Genomic DNA, 284 nt, shown 5'->3' with positions numbered 1-284 from the left:
GGCACACGCCGAAGAGCAGGAAAAGGCGCTGAATTTCGGCATTATTTCAACGGAATCACAGCAAAACCTGAAACCGCAATGGACGCCATTCTTACAGGATATGGAGAAGAAGCTGGGCGTGAAGGTGAACGCCTTCTTTGCCCCAGACTACGCAGGCATTATCCAGGGAATGCGCTTCAATAAAGTGGATATCGCCTGGTACGGCAACCTGTCGGCAATGGAAGCGGTGGATCGCGCCAACGGCCAGGTCTTCGCCCAGACGGTCGCGGCGGATGGATCGCCAG

At 55.6% G+C, this 284-nt stretch carries 1 protein-coding gene; it reads left to right on the top strand.

The genetic code is table 11. From position 1 onward, the window contains the following. Positions 1-284, top strand: a 284-nt coding sequence (gene phnD, locus SB719_RS19620; RefSeq protein WP_412159663.1) for a phosphate/phosphite/phosphonate ABC transporter substrate-binding protein, incomplete at both ends; no start/stop codon positions are given.

Origin of the sequence: Pantoea sp. SIMBA_079, from assembly GCF_046940275.1 — a bacterium.
Classification (GTDB): Bacteria; Pseudomonadota; Gammaproteobacteria; order Enterobacterales; family Enterobacteriaceae; genus Pantoea; species Pantoea borealis.
The sequence above is the reverse complement of the archived record's forward strand: the minus strand, read 5'-3'. Positions and strand labels throughout refer to the sequence as shown.